We start from the raw sequence: 13,189 nt of genomic DNA, 5'->3' as shown, positions 1-13,189 counted from the left end.
TAGCGCATTGCGTCCGGCGCCAGCTTGCCTCGCAGAGCCGGGAACCTGGTTCCTGCGTTTCCTATGCCCTGAATTCGCGCGCCTCGCGCGAACTCGCGGCAAATCGCTCCAATCTTCTGGGCGCGGAGTGCGTCAGGACCGTTATCTGTTTATAATCAAAGCAATTTTAAAGGATTCGAAGGTGGTTGTATGCTGGATCGTGAAGGCTTTCGCCCGAACGTCGGCATCATCCTCTTGAACGCGCGCAACGAGGTGTTTTGGGGCAAGCGGGTTCGCGAACATTCCTGGCAGTTTCCGCAAGGGGGCATCAAGTATGGTGAAACCCCCATGCAGGCAATGTATCGGGAGTTGCACGAAGAAACCGGGTTGCATCCTGAGCACGTCAAGATTGTCGGTCGCACGCGCGACTGGTTGCGTTATGAGGTGCCGGACAAGTTCATCAAGCGCGAAGTGCGCGGCCATTATCGCGGTCAGAAACAGATCTGGTTTCTGCTGCGCATGGTGGGGCGCGATTGCGATATCTGCCTGCGGGCAACGGAGCATCCCGAGTTCGATGCATGGCGCTGGAACGAATACTGGGTGCCGCTCGAGGCGGTCATCGAGTTCAAGCGCGACGTCTATCAGCTTGCGCTGACCGAGTTGTCGCGCTTTTTGCGGCGCGCCGTCTTGCCACGCCCGGAGCGGCAAGACCGGCATGGCGGCGGCATGCATGCCCACGAGGTCCGCTACCCGCGCATCGTCACGTCGGCCCATGCCGACGCCGTGCAGGCCACGCCTGCTCTTGCTGTCGTCCCGTTCGAAAACGACTGCGGGCCCGACGGCGGGAGTATGATCGTGCCTGCGCCAGACGAGCACGACTAACAGGGCCACGGCGGCGCTCAACGCCAGAACCGGCGACGCGAACCTCGGGTTCGCGCCGCCGTTTGTATTTGCGGGGCCGCGCCAAAAGGTGACAAGGCGCTCGCCCGTTGCTTCGAAGGAATATCAATTTGAAACGAATGGCTCTCGCTGCGGTGTGCGCCGCGGCCGCAAGTAGCGTCCTCCTGTCCGGCTGCGGCAGTTCCGGCCCCACCAACAAGGACGACAGCGCGTTCACCTATCTGCTCGACCGCAAAGGCGCCTGGCAGGAAAACAAGCTCGAAGGTCTGCCGCCGCTGCCGCAGCCGGGCGCGCAACTGCTGACGTTCGACGTCTCGAACAACACGCCGCTCAAGTTCGCCATCGATCCGGCCTCGCTCACCGTGGGCACGGACGGCATCGTTCGATACACGATCGTCATTACGAGCCCCTCGGGCGCGCGTAACGTGAACTACGAAGGCATTCGCTGCGACACCTACGAGTGGCGCCTTTATGCGAGCCTCGACGCCGACCACAACGGCTGGGACCAGACCGTGGCCAACGACTGGTCGCGCATCGAGAACGGCACGCTCAACGCCTATCGCGCCGCGCTCTATCAGGACTACTTCTGCGCGAACAAGATGCCGGTGGCCAAGGCGTCGGCCATCGTCGAAAACCTGCGCTACGGCCGCACTCAATCGACGCTGGTGCGCTGAACGCCTGACGAGAGGCCCCGGCTCAAAACGAAAAAGCCGCTCTGGCATCTGCATGCCGGGCGGCTTTTTTTCGATCGGCTGCGCGAAGCGAGGCAGCGCAGCCGAAGCTCAGGATTCGCGCCCCGTCAGACGAGCACGAGATTGTCGCGATGGATCAGTTCGGGCTCGAGCATGTAGCCGAGTACGCTCTCGATCTCGCCGCTCGGACGACGCTGGATCAGCTTCGTTTCTGCGCTGCTGTAATTCGTGAGTCCGCGCGCCACTTCCAAGCCCGCGCTGTTCAGGCACGCAATCACCTCGCCGCGCGCAAACGCACCCTGCACGCCGATCACGCCGATCGGCAGCAGGCTCTTGCCGTCCGCACGGAGCTTTTCCACCGCCCCATCGTCGATCACCACGTGGCCGCGCACCTGGAGGTGATCGGCCATCCATTGCTTGCGGGCCGCCATGCGAGCCGTGCGCGCGACGAGCTGGGTGCCGATCCCCTCGCCTGCGGCGAGGCGCACCAGCACCTCCGGCTCGCGACCGCTCGCGATCACCGTGTTCGCGCCGCTATGGGCCGCGCGCTTGGCGGCGAGGATTTTCGTGAGCATGCCGCCGCGGCCGATACTCGAGCCCGCGCCGCCCGCCATGGCTTCGAGCTCGGGCTTGCCCGCATCGGCCTCGCGAACGAGCGTCGCCGCCGGGTCCTTGCGCGGATCAGCCGTGTAGAGGCCGCTCTGGTCGGTGAGGATGACGAGCGCGTCGCCTTCGATCAGGTTTGCGACGAGCGCGCCCAGCGTGTCGTTGTCGCCGAACTTGATTTCGTCGGTCACGACCGTGTCGTTCTCGTTGATGATCGGCACGACCCCGAGACGCAGGAGCGTGAGCAGCGTCGAACGCGCGTTCAGATAGCGTTCGCGGTCGGCCAGGTCGGCATGCGTGAGCAGGATCTGCGCGGTACGGATGTCGTGCTCGGCGAAGCGGCTTTCGTACACCTGAGCGAGGCCCATCTGGCCAACGGCGGCGGCCGCCTGCAACTCGTCGATCTCGCGCGGGCGCTTGCTCCAGCCAAGCCGCTGCATGCCCTCGGCAATCGCGCCCGAACTCACGAGCACGACTTCCTTGCCCTGCGCACGCAACGCCGCGATCTGCGAGGCCCAGCGGCCGATCGCCGCATGGTCGAGCCCGCGCCCGTCGTTGGTGACGAGGCTCGAGCCGACTTTCACTACCAGACGCCGCGAATCGGCGATGACGGAACGCATACTGCGCGGTCTCCCTAGTGACTGATGACGCGTGAAGCGGCCGGCACGCTGCGCGCCGGCAAAGATGCAGCGTTACTCCTGCGGCTCTGCCGCGCCTTCGCCCTTGAATTCGCCGCCAGGATCGCCCTTCCGCTCCGGCGTGTCGCGAAAGCGCACGTCCGAGGCGAGATCTTCGGCTTGCTCCGCACGGCGCGCGTCCGAATGCGCCGCGATGTAGTCGTACACCGCGTAGCAGAGGTTTTCGCAGCCCTGGCCGGTCAGCGCCGAAATCTCGAACACGGGGCCATCCCACTCGAAGCGCTTCACGAAGTCGGCCACCCGTGCGGCGCGCTCGTCTTCGGGCACCATGTCGAGCTTGTTCAGCACGAGCCAGCGCGGCTTCTCATAGAGCGTTTCGTCGTACTTGCGCAGTTCCTCGACGATCGCCTTCGCCTCCGTCACCGGGTCGACGCTTTCGTCGAACGGCGCCAGATCGACCAGATGCAGCAACAGATTCGTGCGCTGCAGGTGGCGCAGGAACTGGTGGCCAAGGCCCGCGCCTTCCGCGGCACCTTCGATCAGGCCCGGAATGTCGGCGATCACGAAGCTCTTGCTCGGCCCCACGCGCACCACGCCGAGGTTCGGCGCGAGCGTCGTGAACGGGTAGTCGGCGATCTTCGGCCGCGCGTTCGACACCGCCGAAATGAAGGTGGACTTGCCCGCGTTCGGCATGCCGAGCAGCCCCACGTCCGCCAGCACCTTCAGTTCGAGCTTGAGCATGCGGCGCTCGCCCGGCTTGCCGTCGGTCTTCTGGCGCGGCGCGCGGTTAGTGGACGACTTGAAGTGCAGGTTGCCGAGGCCGCCCGCCCCGCCTTGTGCGACCATCACGCGCTGGTCGTGCTCGGTCAGGTCGGCAATGAGCTCGCCCGTGTCCATGTCGCTGATGGCCGTGCCTACCGGCATGCGCAGCGTGATGTCGTCGCCGCCCTTGCCGTAGCAGTCCGAGCCGCGGCCGTTTTCGCCGTTGCGCGCCAGGTGCTTTTTCGTATAGCGGTAGTCGATCAGCGTGTTGATGTTGCGGTCCGCGACCGCATAGACGCTGCCGCCGCGCCCGCCGTCGCCGCCGTCCGGCCCGCCGAACGGGACGAACTTCTCGCGCCGCATCGACGCGCTGCCATCGCCCCCATCTCCGGCGATGACTTCGATCTTCGCTTCGTCAATGAACTTCATGCGTTACTCCGTCCCGAAATCGGTGAGTGTCGTTATTGTGCCCACGTATTGTGCTCGCCGCCGCTTTCCTTGCCCACCTGGCCGAATGGCTGATGGGCCGGCGAAGCGCAACGCCCGCGCAACCGGGCCCGGACAGACGTCCTGGAAAGCGCCCGGATAAACAAAAAGCCCCGCAAACTTCGCGGGGCTTTCCTTGCGTCGCGTTTCAGCCCGCTCGCGAGCGGGCCGGAACTCAGGCCGCTGCGGGGACGACGTTGACCGTGTGCTTGTTCGCTGCGCCCTTGGTCGTGAACGCGACGTGGCCGTCGACCAGCGCGTAGAGCGTGTGGTCCTTGCCGATGCCGACGTTCAGGCCCGGGTGCATACGCGTGCCGCGCTGGCGAACGATGATGCCGCCGGCGAGGATCGCCTGGCCGCCGAACACCTTCACGCCAAGTCGTTTCGACTCGGAGTCGCGGCCGTTACGGGAAGAGCCGCCTGCCTTTTTGTGTGCCATTTGTTTGCTCCTTTACCTTCGTGCGCTTACGCGTTGATCGCGTCGATGCGCAGTTCGGTGTAGTTCTGGCGGTGGCCGCCATGCTTCTGGTAGTGCTTCCGGCGACGCATCTTGAAGATGGTCACTTTGGCGTGACGACCGTGCGACACAACGGTGGCCTTGACGGAAGCCCCACTGACCAGCGGCGTACCGAACTTAATCGATTCGCCTTCGCCCACTGCGAGAACCTGGTCGAGCGTGATTTCTGCGTCAATGTCAGCCGGTATCTGTTCTACTTTAAGTTTTTCGCCAACGGCAACCTTGTACTGCTTGCCGCCGGTTTTTATGACCGCGTACATTGAGAACCTCACTCTGAGTAACTTTTCCAGCCTGTTGAAAGACTGCACTGCCAGACTGCCCTGCACGGACAATCAAGGTGCATTGCGCGCTGGAAACCGTCGATTATACATAGAGTTAGCCGCACAGTCAAAACGCCTTGACAGCGGCTTCGTCCTGTCGCACCGCACGAGGCACGGCATCCGCCCGTGCGCGCGCCCTGGCGCGCCGAAAGCGCCGCCTGGCAGGCGTTTCCCGAGGAAATCCCCTGGCCGGATGGACGGCGATACCGCGGCCCGGCGTCCGACTGTCGCGCGATTCGCCTTATAATCCGCGGCACTACCCCTATTTGCCATCATGTCGTCCACCGCCACCCACACCCCCAGCGCAGCAGCCCTGCTCGCCCCGATTGCCGCTGACATGGAGCAGGTCAACCGCGTCATCCGGCAAAGCCTGGCGTCCGAGGTGATGCTGATCAACCAGATCTCCGAGTACATCATCGGCGCGGGGGGCAAGCGGCTGCGTCCGGCGCTGCTGCTGCTCGTCGCGGGGGCGCTCGGCGACCGCAGCACGCACCGGCATGAGCTCGCCGCCGTGGTGGAATTCATCCATACCGCCACGCTGCTGCACGACGACGTGGTGGACGAATCCGATCTGCGGCGCGGCCGCAAGACGGCCAACGCGCTCTTCGGCAACGCCGCGAGCGTGCTGGTGGGCGACTACCTGTATTCGCGCTCGTTCGAGATGATGGTGGGCGTGGGCAAGATGCGCGTGATGGAGATCCTCTCCCATGCGACCACGATCATCTCCGAAGGCGAAGTTCTCCAGTTGCTGAACATGCACGACGCGGACGTGGACGTATCGCGCTACATGCAGGTGATCCGCTACAAGACGGCCAAGCTCTTCGAAGCGGCGGCGCAACTCGGCGCGGTGCTTTCGGGGTCGGATGCGCGCACGGAAGAGGCGGCGGCGGAATTCGGCCGGCGCATCGGCACGGCCTTCCAGATCATGGACGACTGGCTCGACTACGCGGGCACCGCCGAGGCGATGGGCAAGAATGCCGGCGACGACCTGCGCGAAGGCAAGCCCACCCTGCCGCTCATCTGGCTGATCGAACACGGCACGGCCGCCGAGGCGGCCCTCGCGCGCGAAGCCATCGAACAGGGCGGCACGACGCGCTTCGCCGACATCTTCGCGGCGATCACGCGCTCGGGCGCACTCGACCATACGCTCAAGTGCGCAAGGGAAGAAGCACAGGCCGCGGCGGACGCGATTTGCGCCTTCCCCCCTTCCATTTACAAAGAGAGCCTGCTAGAATTATGTTCTTACTCGACGACGCGCCAGTCTTGAACAAGACAAAGTACGTTGAAGAGTCCAGCAGTTTCGGCAGTCAATTCGGGGTGTAGCTTAGCCTGGTAGAGCGCTACGTTCGGGACGTAGAGGCCGGAGGTTCGAATCCTCTCACCCCGACCAGAATTTAAGGCTCGTAAGTAATTGATTGAATTGGGAAACCAAGCCAGTCAAGGACTTACGGGCCTTTGTCTTTTCCGGCATTGTCAATCTACCTTGTCAATTCGCGTGTCAAAATCTGCGGATGGACGACATGACGACACTGCCTCCTGGACTGGAACCGCATCCCCAAAGCGGTGTCTATCAGCTCCGTATCGGCATCCCCAGGCACCTTCGACACCTGTTCCCTCGCACGAGGAGCGGCAAGTTGGCGACCGACGCATACAGAGCCAGCCTCAAGACCCGCAACCGCGCTGAAGCGATCACCATTGCACACCGGCTAATAGCCGAATACCGAGTCCGGTTTCAGGCGCTGGAGGACCGGACGCGCCCCGCGCCATTCGTCCCGCTGTCAGAAGAGCTAGAGGCTTACATCGCCCAGGCTGTACAAAACCTGGTCTTGACGCTGGATGAACAAACCCGCGTTACCCCGCTACTGGTGGGCGCCTACAGGGGCCACCGCCCCAATACCGATCAGGGCACATGGGAACAAACAGGGGATTTCCTGACCCAAGAGCAGGCCGTAGCGGTGCAACGGTTTGACCAGGAACAGGCGCAGGCCTGGAAGGCAGCATTAGCTCGGGGGGATTTCTCGGCCACCCGTGAGTACGTAGACTTCGTTTGCGACCCTCTGTCTATTCGGGTGGAATGGGACACGACCGAGGGACGCCTGGCACTTCAGCGCATCACGCGAACTCTGGTTAGGACCATGGATGCAGTGGCACAGAGAAGCCAAGGTGAACCCGTGGATACGCCGCCTACCCCCGTCATCCCCAAGGGACTCACTCCCGACGACGAACCCGCAAAGAAGTCTCGCGAAGCACCCAAAACCGTCCGGGACATGGTGCCATCCTGGCAGCAGTGGAACGGATATGCTGTGACAGACAACCCCGTAAAGCGCACCGGAAAGGCGCTAGCGTTATTCGAGGAAGCCTGCGGCACAGTCCCCTTGAGCGATCTGACGCGAGCGACCGGAGCAGCCTTCGTCAAGTTCCTGCTGGACAGCAAGGCGCGAGGCTTCGGGGCCAAGACCGCTCACAATCACTACACGTCCGTAAATGCTTTAGTGAACACTGCGGTCAAGGATGGCATCCTCGACCGCAACCAGTTCACGGTTTCATTCGACAAGACCAAGGGCGCGAAGAAACGCGAAGGATGGACCGATGACCAACTGGCTATATTGTTCGGGTCGCCACTGTTCTCCGACCAGATGGAAGAGGTACAGCATTGGGACAATGTGACGCCTGAAGATGGACGCGCCGCCCTGCTGCTACTGCTGCATACCGGAGCCCGCATCGGCGAGATAGCACAGCTACGCCGCGAGGACTTTCAGATCCGCCACAGCATCAAGACCATTCGCATTACCGCTGAGGCTGGGACGGTAAAGACCGACGAATCGGAGCGTATCGTTGCACTGGCCTCTCACCTGCTGGCAGACCCATGGTTCTCCGCGTGGCATGAGAGAATCGCAGGTGGTACGGGCAATGCATTCCCGTCATTGAGCGGCCGGGCAAGCGCACCGGGCGACACTTTGGGCAAATGGTTCCTGGAGCTTAGGCGCGTCCTCGGGTTGCCGACTGGCCGCCTTCACGGATCGCACAAGTTCCGCCATTGGATACGCGGGGCACTGGCCGACAAGGGAATCGGCACCGAAACGTCGGACTCAATCACGGGCCATGCGGCGCAGGGTTCTAGCGGTCGCGTGGACTACACCAAGGCAGCAAGCCCCAAGACCATGCGTGAGGCACTAGATCGTCTTGAATGGCCCAGGATTACGTGTATAGGCAGATCTCAGAATCGCATCGCCCAGGGCAGCTAAACCTGATCCGCACTGTCAGAGGCACATCGTGACGAAATCGAGAAAGCATGGAATGAGCATTTCGGTTCAAGAAGTTCGATTCGACTATTGCACCATGTGGGTGGAACTATCTGACGGCCGCACGCTAGAGCGTGTTAGGCACTTTGGATAATGGGCACGGCATGGACGAGCATGAGCATGGCAAAGACGACGAAGTGCAGGCCTGCCAAGGTTTCAGGCAAACGCTCGTAGTCGCGTGCCAGCCGCCGGAAGCGGTTGAGCCATCCGAAACTGCGCTCGACCACCCAGCGACGCGGCAGCAGCACGAAGCCCTTTTTCGCCTCGGGCAGCTTGATGACCTGCAACTCCATGCCTTCGTCACGTGCGGCCTGGGCGGCCGTGTTGCCCGTATAGCCCTGGTCAGCAAAGGCGAGCTTCACCGTTTGACCGGTGACGTGCTGAACCTGACGCGCCAGTTCGCCCACCTGTGCACGCTCCTGCTCGTTGGCCGGCGTAATGTGGACCGCAAGCAGCAGGCCCAACGTGTCGACAGCCATGTGGACCTTACTGCCCCGCTTGCGTTTATGACCGTCATAGCCCGCGCGCGGACCGCTTTCACACGTGGACTGCAACGTGCGGCCATCCATGATGACCGCACTGGGCTGGCCCTGCCGCTCCTGGGCCACGCGCAGCACCGAGCGCAAATCGTTGACCATCGCCTCGAAGCAACCCGCGTTGAGCCAGCGTTGCGTTTGCTGGTAGACCATCTCCCAAGGCGGAAAGTTGGTCGGCAGCATGCGCCACGACGCACCGGCGCGCGCCATCCAGCGCAGCGCGTTGAACATTTCACGCAATTCGTATCGCCGCTGCGGCGCATCTTCGTTCATCAAGACCAGGTATGGAGCGGCAAAGCTCCATTCCTCGTCCGAAACGTCCGTGGGGTATGGCTTGCGTTCTGGCATTCCGCCAGGTTACCAGGTTTGAACGAAAGTGCCTAACACGCTCTAGATGTTCCAATGGCCCGGTTCCCTCGTTTGCTGCACGCGACACCAGAGCAACGAGCCGCTTGCGATATTGGCCGTTATGGACTTCATTGGGAATCCATTGATGAGGACATCTCTATCGACGGTCTGTTGGCCGGTCGCGGCGACGCGCGCGGCGCTTCTCGACCCTAAGCGGCCCACTAAGCCTCCTCCTTGCATACCATATAGCTCGCGCGGTCGTTTCCGACGAACTAGATCAATGTCGATCTAAGGTACTGAACTCTCTGATAAATTGAGCTTTTTTTCGGCCAATGTGACCTGCTTTTCCGATATGAGGATGCTTATAGAATTTGCCGCTACCTATAAGCCAGAAGATCTTATCAACGTTATATGCTGAAACACCTGAGGCTTCAGCGATCTGGACGATAACTTTTTGAACTTGATACGCAGTGGATTTTTCAGGGCACACCCCAATTCCCTCGAATATCTGTCGCACGTGTACGTCAGGCTTACCGTAACTGACGAAGCCGAGCTCCTTAAGAAAATCACAAGCTAGTGGATATCCGATTCCTTCAATCTCGGCTGCCAAGATCATGGGCAAAGCAGCTATAGATTTGTTGTCAGAATAGAAATGATTTGCCCAATCGTAGAAATCTTTGCCATCCTTGAATTGACCGAGAAACGTCGCGACTGACAGGATAGTTTTGCAGTATTTAGGCCAAATACTACGAGAAGTCGTCCGGATCTGACCGCTCGGATTCAGCGTCTCAATGATGTGGGCAAGAAGCCCATCTGGATCATCATCAAATTCACGCTTGACCTTCTTCGGATTAAAGCGAAAGAGGGCACGGCTCAGATTCTCCACGCCACCGATTGACTTACCGATAACGGCAGCTTTCATGTTCGCATTCTGGGCCGAGCTGAGCAGACGGCCAAACAGGTCATTAATTGACGCTGGGGCGATGCTCGCATTTGGAGCTATAAGGTAACTTTCCACGATCTCTCGCGCGTCCGATCGCGCGAGTTCCCGTATCAAGAACTTCTTCGCTGTAGCATATATTTTTTTCATATTCACAATAGGTCATCAGTGATCTGCTTCAATCTTTGAACCGCACCGGGAATCGTGGCCTTAACGAAGTTAATCAATGCCCAAACCACGTTGTCGTCCGATCCCCCAAGACACGCCACCGCCACGCATTGTCGCGACAAGTTGCCATCCCAGCCAGTGTTCGATCACCGGCTTCCACGGCACAAGCGAGAGGCCCATGCCGTCATCGAGCATGGCATAACGCTCAGGGTATGGCTAGAACTTGGGACGGTGAGCCATGTCGCCGCGTCCAGCAAGCACGCCTCCGATAGAAATGTCTTCATCGAGTGCAGCCCAGTACAGGCCGTAGCGTCCAATTTCGTACCCGGCACGTTGTTCAGGCGTGGCGTTCAGCCGCCGCGTAAACCACGTGAGCAGCACGCCCAGCGTGCGGCTTTCCGATAGTTCGCCCCACATCGTATGCTCATCAAAACGCGGTGCCTCACCGTAGCTCTCATCCCAAACCTCGTCGACAAACTCGCCAAATGTTCTGCTGCATTGATCAGTCAAAACCTTGAGTTTTTTGTCAATTTCCTACGCAAAAATCGCTGCCCACCAAGCATCCACTCGCGCGATTTATCGATCGAAATCGCAAAACCGGAACCTCTATTAATAATGTCGCCTGCGGCGACCCATTTTTACGACCACAAACCCGCGTGACACATATGATGTCTCTTTATGCCGTCCCCGTTTACATCGGACTGGCCGATACTCATCCAGCGAATGTGCACTGCGCACTGTACATATCGCATTGCACATTCGCGCGGCGGAGCTTCGATTTGAGCGGCACCGCACACTACCCATAACACGTATTGATAATTGTAATAATAAATTTAAACCCTGATTAATCAGTTTTCCGAATTTATAATCATGTAAATCATTCCCGGTGTGGTAGTATGCTCCATCCTGACAAGATACGTTTCATGCAGCGCCTCCAGCAGGCTGCGACCCATCAGCACTTCTTCTATACATCGGGGCGAACAGACCTCGCGGGCTTCGACCGGCTGACGAAAAAATTCGCCGATGTCTATGGCACGGAACTCAGCCGCCAGACCAAGCACAAGCGCCGGCTGGCCGGTGAGGCCAGCAGTCTCCTTCATGGTGTACGCCTGACTACCCGGAGCGAAAACGGACAACGGTCTGTCGACTGGGTGTTACTGGTAAGCGAAGGCCGTGGTCTCGTGATCCAGCGCGAGCAGCTCCAGGATCTGCGCGATCCGCATTCACGGCTGAAATCATCCGATCAGCAACACGAACTGGTCCACGACGGCAAAACCTGGTCATGGCGGTTGACTCATCGCAGCTACAACCAATGTCTCGACCGAATTCACCGGATCGCGTCACTGTCCCCGGATCGGCGCCGATACATTGAAATCGACGGCGTGCTGCGGGACGCCGACGCCGAAATCCTGCTCGACCGGCTCTACGCCGAGCCGGGTTTTCGTCTCGTGCGCCGGCAGGTCGGAAAGCTCGTCGGCGAATTGCGGCGTGACTGGAGACGACTGCGGCCATCCAATGGCCCGCAGTTGTCGGAGCGTTCTTTCCTGGCTTATATCCGTTTTCTGCCAGACCAGCCAGTAATCAACGGGCTCACCCACGCAGAGCGACGGCAAGCTTTCCTGAGTGCATTTCCCGATCAGGCGGGAACACCAATGGCCCGAGGCCATGGTTGAAAATGGAGGATTTCTGGATTTGGTGCGAACGGCGTTAGCGAAGCTGATCCGCACACCTCCAACAGGCATGTCGATTTATCGACGCAACAGCTGCTTCCATTTTCAGCCGGGCAGACGAATTCGCCGAGTGAATATGAATACGCGGCGGCAGCATCGCGTGCAAGGCCACCTGCTCCTCAAGCCAGAGCAAAACCGCGTAGCCGGTACCTCGCGCGTCATCGCCCAAATCATGGTCAAGCGACAACTCGGTCACTTTCCCTGTTTTAAGCAACGCAATGACCTCTTCGGGCCAAAACGTTCGGACCCACCCATTGGGAGTCGAACGCTCATCATCCAGGAATACTTTCATTGTGCCCCCCTGGTTCATCCCGATCACCGAAGTCTGCCTTTTTCTCGATGGCCCGGATTCTTATTCGCCGCTGTTCGACATGACCAATGTGCCACGACAACCTATCGGAGCCATCGCATGTCACCCCATGACCCTTTCCGGAAATTTCTCAACAAGGTCCTGCACGGCAACCCCAATCAGGATCTCATCGATGCCGGACTGCCTGCGCTGCGCCGGCTCTTTGCCATCGCACACGAAGATGGCGGTTCGAGCTACGTCGCGGCCGAGTTCCTGCTCGGCCTCTATGACCAGAAGCGTTTCCCGTTTCCGCTTGCAGATCTGCGCATGCTAGACCAGGAATGTTTCGCCGATGTCCTGCGCGTCCTGCAAATGGATACGCGAGCCTGCTCGCATAACGTTGCCCACTACTTCGCCCACGGCGTAAAACGCTTTGAGCAACTGGCCATCGACTGGGGCTTCATTGATTCGACTGATTAACGGAAGCGGTTCCCCGTGGCAATGCCACGGGGAAAAAGCCAGGACACGGAACCGTTCCGTCAGAACATCCGGTACTTTTCGAGCGGCAGCCCGTGTTGCTCAACATAAGCGTTGTAGCTCTCGATGGCTTCTGCGTTTTCCTTCAGCCATCGCTCGGCACGCTTGTCGGACACGGCTCTGGCGAACTCAGCCTCGGTGACTTTCAATACATCAATGCCAAGATCTTTGGCTTCCGAGAAAAGGTCTTCAGTCGACAAGGCATCCACCATTCTTTTCGGGATGCAGGTATAGGTTGCCATCGTCAATCTCCAGACTGATCTTCGGTCAGCACAGCTTCAACGTCATTGCGTATCCATTTCCCAGATTCTAGAACGCAAAATACGGCCCGGTTCCGTCCGGTGTCGAGGCGTTGTCGATATACGATCCGCGCCCTGATAGTCCGAGTGATTGTCTTCGTCGTGATACGTGTCGTGCAAGATTTCATCGACACACGCCG

16 protein-coding genes, 1 tRNA gene and 1 pseudogene are annotated in these 13,189 nt (G+C 60.1%); 8 read left to right on the top strand and 10 right to left on the bottom strand.

The genetic code is table 11. From position 1 onward, the window contains the following. The first annotated feature begins 189 nt into the window (after nucleotides 1–189). Complete coding sequence (locus tag BFE01S_RS40765; protein WP_062871688.1) at nucleotides 190–861, top strand: RNA pyrophosphohydrolase; 672 nt, start codon at nucleotides 190–192, stop codon at nucleotides 859–861. A 128-nt stretch (nucleotides 862–989) separates the two neighbouring features. Continuing rightward, entirely contained in the window at nucleotides 990–1,553 is a 564-nt protein-coding gene (locus tag BFE01S_RS30050) for a CNP1-like family protein (protein ID WP_028228682.1), read from the top strand. Nucleotides 1,554–1,678: 125 nt separating this feature from the next. Here the strand turns inward: BFE01S_RS30050 and proB are convergent, their stop codons facing one another. The 4 genes from proB to rplU all read right to left on the bottom strand — a co-directional run bounded on the left by proB (nucleotide 1,679) and on the right by rplU (nucleotide 4,840). Beyond that, nucleotides 1,679–2,797 (bottom strand): glutamate 5-kinase, encoded by a 1,119-nt coding sequence (gene proB / locus BFE01S_RS30045; protein WP_028228681.1) that lies wholly within the window; start codon nucleotides 2,795–2,797, stop codon nucleotides 1,679–1,681. 72 nt (nucleotides 2,798–2,869) lie between these two features. Then, a complete protein-coding gene (gene cgtA, locus BFE01S_RS30040; RefSeq protein ID WP_028228680.1) occupies nucleotides 2,870–4,006 on the bottom strand; it encodes an Obg family GTPase CgtA in 1,137 nt (378 codons plus the stop codon). Nucleotides 4,007–4,238: 232 nt separating this feature from the next. After that, entirely contained in the window at nucleotides 4,239–4,502 is a 264-nt protein-coding gene (gene rpmA, locus BFE01S_RS30035) for a 50S ribosomal protein L27 (RefSeq protein ID WP_028228679.1), read from the bottom strand. 26 nt (nucleotides 4,503–4,528) lie between these two features. Continuing rightward, the gene (gene rplU / locus BFE01S_RS30030) at nucleotides 4,529–4,840 is read right to left on the bottom strand and encodes a 50S ribosomal protein L21 (RefSeq protein ID WP_006025184.1); all 312 of its coding nucleotides are present in this window, start codon (nucleotides 4,838–4,840) and stop codon (nucleotides 4,529–4,531) included. A gap of 334 nt (nucleotides 4,841–5,174) precedes the next feature. Here rplU and BFE01S_RS30025 point away from each other — a divergent pair, with 334 nt between their 5' ends. The 3 genes from BFE01S_RS30025 (at nucleotide 5,175) to BFE01S_RS42100 (ending at nucleotide 8,145) form a co-directional block, all read left to right on the top strand. After that, the gene (locus BFE01S_RS30025) at nucleotides 5,175–6,167 is read left to right on the top strand and encodes a polyprenyl synthetase family protein (protein ID WP_028228678.1); all 993 of its coding nucleotides are present in this window, start codon (nucleotides 5,175–5,177) and stop codon (nucleotides 6,165–6,167) included. Between the two features lie 46 nt (nucleotides 6,168–6,213). Then, nucleotides 6,214–6,290: transfer RNA gene (locus BFE01S_RS30020), tRNA-Pro, on the top strand. A gap of 121 nt (nucleotides 6,291–6,411) precedes the next feature. Further along, on the top strand, nucleotides 6,412–8,145 hold the full coding sequence (locus BFE01S_RS42100) for a DUF6538 domain-containing protein (protein ID WP_084170246.1): 1,734 nt from the start codon (nucleotides 6,412–6,414) through the stop codon (nucleotides 8,143–8,145). Nucleotides 8,146–8,279: 134 nt separating this feature from the next. Here BFE01S_RS42100 and BFE01S_RS30010 read toward each other — a convergent pair whose 3' ends face one another. Then, nucleotides 8,280–9,086, bottom strand: coding sequence for an IS5 family transposase (locus tag BFE01S_RS30010; RefSeq protein WP_028228677.1), 807 nt, complete (start codon nucleotides 9,084–9,086; stop codon nucleotides 8,280–8,282). 54 nt (nucleotides 9,087–9,140) lie between these two features. Here BFE01S_RS30010 and BFE01S_RS43570 point away from each other — a divergent pair, with 54 nt between their 5' ends. Next, the gene (locus BFE01S_RS43570; RefSeq protein ID WP_084170245.1) at nucleotides 9,141–9,299 is read left to right on the top strand and encodes a DUF2442 domain-containing protein; all 159 of its coding nucleotides are present in this window, start codon (nucleotides 9,141–9,143) and stop codon (nucleotides 9,297–9,299) included. Between the two features lie 64 nt (nucleotides 9,300–9,363). Here the strand turns inward: BFE01S_RS43570 and BFE01S_RS43565 are convergent, their stop codons facing one another. The 3 genes and pseudogenes from BFE01S_RS43565 to BFE01S_RS40755 form a co-directional block, all read right to left on the bottom strand. Further along, complete coding sequence (locus BFE01S_RS43565; RefSeq protein ID WP_174464472.1) at nucleotides 9,364–10,104, bottom strand: hypothetical protein; 741 nt, start codon at nucleotides 10,102–10,104, stop codon at nucleotides 9,364–9,366. Nucleotides 10,105–10,245: 141 nt separating this feature from the next. Then, a pseudogene (locus BFE01S_RS43560) lies at nucleotides 10,246–10,398 on the bottom strand (DUF3363 domain-containing protein); the annotation flags it as partial. 12 nt (nucleotides 10,399–10,410) lie between these two features. Next, nucleotides 10,411–10,704 (bottom strand): DUF2442 domain-containing protein, encoded by a 294-nt coding sequence (locus tag BFE01S_RS40755; RefSeq protein ID WP_245621230.1) that lies wholly within the window; start codon nucleotides 10,702–10,704, stop codon nucleotides 10,411–10,413. A 413-nt stretch (nucleotides 10,705–11,117) separates the two neighbouring features. Here BFE01S_RS40755 and BFE01S_RS44715 point away from each other — a divergent pair, with 413 nt between their 5' ends. Beyond that, nucleotides 11,118–11,867, top strand: coding sequence for a hypothetical protein (locus tag BFE01S_RS44715; protein WP_156967204.1), 750 nt, complete (start codon nucleotides 11,118–11,120; stop codon nucleotides 11,865–11,867). Nucleotides 11,868–11,901: 34 nt separating this feature from the next. Here the strand turns inward: BFE01S_RS44715 and BFE01S_RS29985 are convergent, their stop codons facing one another. Beyond that, nucleotides 11,902–12,216 (bottom strand): cyclic-phosphate processing receiver domain-containing protein, encoded by a 315-nt coding sequence (locus tag BFE01S_RS29985; RefSeq protein ID WP_028228674.1) that lies wholly within the window; start codon nucleotides 12,214–12,216, stop codon nucleotides 11,902–11,904. A gap of 117 nt (nucleotides 12,217–12,333) precedes the next feature. Here BFE01S_RS29985 and BFE01S_RS42095 point away from each other — a divergent pair, with 117 nt between their 5' ends. Continuing rightward, nucleotides 12,334–12,693 (top strand): DUF7673 family protein, encoded by a 360-nt coding sequence (locus tag BFE01S_RS42095; RefSeq protein ID WP_052421026.1) that lies wholly within the window; start codon nucleotides 12,334–12,336, stop codon nucleotides 12,691–12,693. 59 nt (nucleotides 12,694–12,752) lie between these two features. Here BFE01S_RS42095 and BFE01S_RS29975 read toward each other — a convergent pair whose 3' ends face one another. After that, on the bottom strand, nucleotides 12,753–12,992 hold the full coding sequence (locus tag BFE01S_RS29975) for a type II toxin-antitoxin system CcdA family antitoxin (RefSeq protein ID WP_042339043.1): 240 nt from the start codon (nucleotides 12,990–12,992) through the stop codon (nucleotides 12,753–12,755). Between the last annotated feature and the right edge of the window lie 197 nt (nucleotides 12,993–13,189).

This window comes from Paraburkholderia ferrariae NBRC 106233 (assembly GCF_000685035.1).
GTDB classification, from domain to species: domain Bacteria; phylum Pseudomonadota; class Gammaproteobacteria; order Burkholderiales; family Burkholderiaceae; genus Paraburkholderia; species Paraburkholderia ferrariae.
Note: the sequence above shows the minus strand (reverse complement) of the source record. Positions and strands in the feature narration are given on the sequence as shown.